This is a genomic window from Kitasatospora sp. NPDC059571 (assembly GCF_042735675.1).
Classification (GTDB): Bacteria; Actinomycetota; Actinomycetes; order Streptomycetales; family Streptomycetaceae; genus Kitasatospora.
The window spans coordinates 1-4,060 of the sequence record NZ_JBHWBW010000090.1 but is presented as its reverse complement, the minus strand read 5'-3'; the positions used below and the strand labels follow the sequence as shown (position 1 = coordinate 4,060).

The 4,060-nt window shown below is 74.8% G+C and carries 6 protein-coding genes; all 6 read left to right on the top strand.

The window, feature by feature from the left end; genetic code table 11:
- Window positions 1-160: 160 nt before the first annotated feature.
- A complete protein-coding gene (locus ACFV0G_RS13410; RefSeq protein WP_380546051.1) occupies window positions 161-1,135 on the top strand; it encodes a helix-turn-helix transcriptional regulator in 975 nt (324 codons plus the stop codon).
- 73 nt (window positions 1,136-1,208) lie between these two features.
- A complete protein-coding gene (locus tag ACFV0G_RS13405) occupies window positions 1,209-2,165 on the top strand; it encodes a helix-turn-helix transcriptional regulator (RefSeq protein ID WP_380546049.1) in 957 nt (318 codons plus the stop codon).
- 4 nt (window positions 2,166-2,169) lie between these two features.
- The gene (locus tag ACFV0G_RS13400; protein ID WP_380546047.1) at window positions 2,170-2,400 is read left to right on the top strand and encodes a hypothetical protein; all 231 of its coding nucleotides are present in this window, start codon (window positions 2,170-2,172) and stop codon (window positions 2,398-2,400) included.
- 27 nt (window positions 2,401-2,427) lie between these two features.
- Window positions 2,428-2,592 (top strand): hypothetical protein, encoded by a 165-nt coding sequence (locus tag ACFV0G_RS13395; protein ID WP_380546045.1) that lies wholly within the window; start codon window positions 2,428-2,430, stop codon window positions 2,590-2,592.
- A gap of 139 nt (window positions 2,593-2,731) precedes the next feature.
- Window positions 2,732-3,001, top strand: coding sequence for a twin-arginine translocase TatA/TatE family subunit (locus ACFV0G_RS13390; RefSeq protein ID WP_380546043.1), 270 nt, complete (start codon window positions 2,732-2,734; stop codon window positions 2,999-3,001).
- 126 nt (window positions 3,002-3,127) lie between these two features.
- The gene (tatC, locus tag ACFV0G_RS13385) at window positions 3,128-4,018 is read left to right on the top strand and encodes a twin-arginine translocase subunit TatC (RefSeq protein WP_380546085.1); all 891 of its coding nucleotides are present in this window, start codon (window positions 3,128-3,130) and stop codon (window positions 4,016-4,018) included.
- Window positions 4,019-4,060 lie beyond the last annotated feature (42 nt).

The window sequence follows — 4,060 nt, the reverse complement described above, 5'->3', positions numbered from 1 at the left end:
CCTTTATCTTCGTGGTGCACCTGCTCGGGGTCTCAGGCGGCCAACCCCTCGGGCCCCCCCCCCCCCCCCGGGCACGTTTCGGGGCGGGGGGCTCGGCTTTCGCCGAGCGTGTCCGGACCGGTACGGTCGGCGGGTCACACGATTCCCAGGAGGGTCAGCGATGGCGATCGCCAAGGCAGAGCGGCTGATGAACCTCGCCCTGTGCCTGATGAACACCCGGCGTCCGCTCTCCAAGAAGGAGCTGCGGGAGTCGGTCGAGGCCTACCGCGAGGCCTGGCAGCAGGGCAGCGAGGACGCGTTCAACCGGATGTTCGAGCGCGACAAGGACGACCTGCGCGAACTCGGCCTGGTCATCGACGTCGACGAGAACGCCCTGGACGGCGAGGTCGGCTACCTCGCCCGCCGCGACCGCAACCGGCTGCCGGAGATCGCCCTGGACGCCGAGGAGGCGGCCGCGCTCACCCTGGCCGCCCGGGTCTGGCAGCAGGCCAAGATGTCCGGCGCCGCCAGCGGCGCCCTGCAGAAGCTCCGCGCGGCCGGCGTCCCGTTCGCCGAGGACACCGAGCACACCGCCCTCCAGCCCCGCATCCCGGCCCGCGAGGCCGCCTTCGAGCCGCTGCTGGTCGCCGCCCGGGACCGCCGCCCGGTCACCTTCGAGTACCGCAAGGCCGGCGCCGCCGCGGCCGAGCAGCGCTCCGTCGAACCGTGGGCGCTGGAGTGCTGGCGCGGCCACTGGTACCGGGCCGGCTTCGACCGCGACCGGCATAGCGCCCGGGTCTTCCGGCTCAGCCGGATCACCGGCAAGGTCCGCTCCCGCTCCGGCGGCTTCACCGGCGCGGTGCCCGAGCACGTCGACGTCCGCGCCACGGTCGCCCGGTTCGCCGGCGAGGGCGCCACCGCCACCGCCACCGTCCGGCTGCGCCGCGGCGCCGCCTTCCCGCTGCGCGCCAAGGCGCTGGCCACCCGCCAGGCCGACGAGCAGTGGGACGAGGTGGAGATCCCGTACGGCAACGGCCTCGGCGCCGACCTCGCGGAGTTCGGGCCCGACGTGGTCGTCCTCGGACCGGACGACCTTCGGGCCGACGTCATCGACCGGCTGCGCGCCGTCGCAGGAGTGGGGGAGACCCGGGCATGAGCGAGCGGAGCGAGCGAATCATGAGTAGGCGCGCAGGTTGCGAAGCGACTGCCGGGCGCAGCGAGGTGGGCGCATGAGCAACGCGATCGACCAGACCCGGCGGATGCTGTCGCTGGTCACCTACCTGCGCGAGCGCCCCGGCGCCGAGGTGGCCGAGGTCGCCCGGGCCTTCGGCATCTCCGAGCGCGAGCTGATCGGCGACCTCAACGTGCTGCCGATGTGCGGCACCAGCTTCCGCGGCGGCGACCTGCTCGACATCGACACCGACGGCGAGCGGATCTGGTGGCACAACGTCGACGACGTCGCCCAGCCGCTGCGCCTGGCCGCCGACGAGGCGACCGCGCTGCTGGTCGCCGCCCGCGCGGTGGCCGGCCTGCCCGGCCTGCGCCGCCGCGACCGGGAGGCGCTCACCCGCGCGGTCACCAAGATCGAGGACGCGGCCGGCGAGAGCGCCGAGTCCAGCGCCCGGGTCGGGGTCACCTTCGAGGCCGAGGGCCAGGTCTTCGCCGACATCGACCGCGCGCTCACCGAGGGCCGCAGGCTCTGGCTGCGCTACTGGTCGCACGGCCGCGGCGGCATGACCGAGCGCGAGGTGGACCCGATCCGCCTGGTCACCGAGGGCCACACCTACCTCGAGGGCTGGTGCCGGACCTCCGAGGACCGCCGGATGTTCCGGCTCGACCGGGTCGCCGAGATCGCGGTGCTCGACGAGCCCGCCGACCCGCCGCGGCTGGAGCCGCGCGACCTGTCGGCCGGCCTGGTCAGCCCCGCCGCGGACGACCCGGAGGTGGTCGTCGAGGTCGGCCCGGGCGGCCGCTGGGTGGCCGAGTACTACACCCACGACAAGGCCGAGGAGCTCCCCGACGGCGGTCTGCGGATCACCCTGCGCAGCGCCGACCCGTCGGGGCTGCGCCCGCTCGCCCTGCGGCTCGGCCGCGACGGCCGCATCGTCTCGCCGCCCGCCCTCGCCGAGCAGGCCCGCGAGGCGGCCCGCGCCGCCCTCGCCGGCTACCCGGACGGGCAGGCCTGAGCACGTGGCCTACGGCACCAGATTCCAGGTCTACTGCTCGCAGTGCCGGGAGAAGGTCGAGCTGCCCGCCGAGGACTTCCGGCTGGCGCTCGGCCCCACCCCGAAGCGGACCTTCTACGGCTTCGTCTGCCCCGAGTGCGGGGCCTCGGTGCGCAAGCCCGCGGGCGAGAGGATCGTCCACGCGATGACCGAGGCGGGCGTGAAGACCATGCGCCTGCTGCCGGTCGAGGGCTGAGCGGGCCGGGACGGATAGGGTCGGGCCATGCAGTGGATCCTCATCGCCGCCGTGCTGGCGGCCACCGCCGGGCTCCTGGTGCTCGGGGTGCTGGCCGTCCGGCTCTGGGCGGACGTCCGGACGCTGGCCCGCGAGGTCGACGCCGCGTCCCGGGCGCTGGGCGCGGCGGCCGGGCAGCTCACCGGTCGCTGACCCGGCCGGGTACCCTCGTGGCAGGCCCCGCGGTGCGGCCGGGGCGCGCAAGGTACGGGCGGTTGCCGGGCCGTTACCGGCAGCGGTTAGCATCGCCCCCAGCGGGGGGCGGACCCCCGGTGAGGAAGGTGGTCGCGCCATGCGCATCTCGCCGACGGCGGTCCTGCTGATCGCGGTCTTCGCGGTGCTGCTCTTCGGCGGCAAGCGCCTGCCGGACGCGGCCCGCTCACTGGGCCGGGCGCTGCGCGTCCTGCGCAGCGAGGCGAAGGCGCTGCGCTCGGACTCCGCCACCGCCGCGTCGGCGCCGTCCCCGACGGAGCCGGCACCCAGGACGATCAAGGCGGCGCCCGGTGCTCCGGGCCCCGCCCGCCCGGTCGCCCGCGATCCCGGCACCGCCCCGCGGGGCTGACGCCGTGACCGGCACCACGGGGGCCCGCCGTCCGGCGGGCTCCGTCGTACGAGTTGAGGACCGGGGTTGAGCAAGTCTTCCAAGGCGCCGAAGGCGTCGAAGCCGACGAAGGACCCCGAGGGCCGGATGGCCCTCGCCGACCACCTGCGCGAGCTGCGCAACCGGGTGGTCAAGTCGGTCCTGGCCATCGTGGTGTTCACGGCCGTGGCGGCCGTCTACCACAAGCAGCTCACCGACCTCCTGCTCAACCCACTGCCCAAGTGCGGCACCAACGGGCTGACCACCGACGGGCAGAAGTGCGGCGTCATCTCGACGATCGGCCTGCTCACCCCGTTCACCCTGGCGCTGAAGGTCAGCCTCACGGCCGGTGTGGTCGCCGCCACCCCGGTCTGGCTGTACCAGCTCTGGGCGTTCGTGGCGCCCGGCCTGCACAAGCACGAGCGCAAGTACTCGGTGAGCTTCCTGGCCGCGGGCATCCCGCTGTTCCTGGCCGGTGCGGCCCTCGCCTACCTGGTGCTGCCCGCCACGGCGCGGATGCTGATCTCGTTCGCGCCGACCGAGGCCGTGCCGATCATGCCCGCCGAGGACTACCTCGACGTGGTGACCCGGATGGTGCTGGTCTTCGGCGGCGCCTTCGAGCTGCCGCTGCTGCTGGTGATGCTGAACTTCGTCGGGGTCCTCACCGGCAAGCGGCTGCTGGGCTGGTGGCGCGGCATGGTCATGGGCATCACGGTCTTCGCCGCGTTCGCGACGCCGAGTGCCGACCCGCTGTCGATGCTGGCGCTGGCCGCGCCGATCTGGGCGCTGTACTTCGTCGCGGTCGCCATCGCGCTGGTCAACGACCGCCGCCGGGCCCGCAACAACCCGGACGCCGACCTCGACGACGAGGAGGCCTCGCACCTGGACCTGTCGGTCGAGGGCGTGGCGGCCGGGGAGGCCGTCGAGGCGTCCGCGGCCCCGGAGGCGCCGGCGCCCGTGCCGGCCGCCCGCCGCGAGCAGATGGACGACATCACCTGAGCCGGCCGGACCGGCTGACCGAAGGGCCCCGGCCCGCCGCCC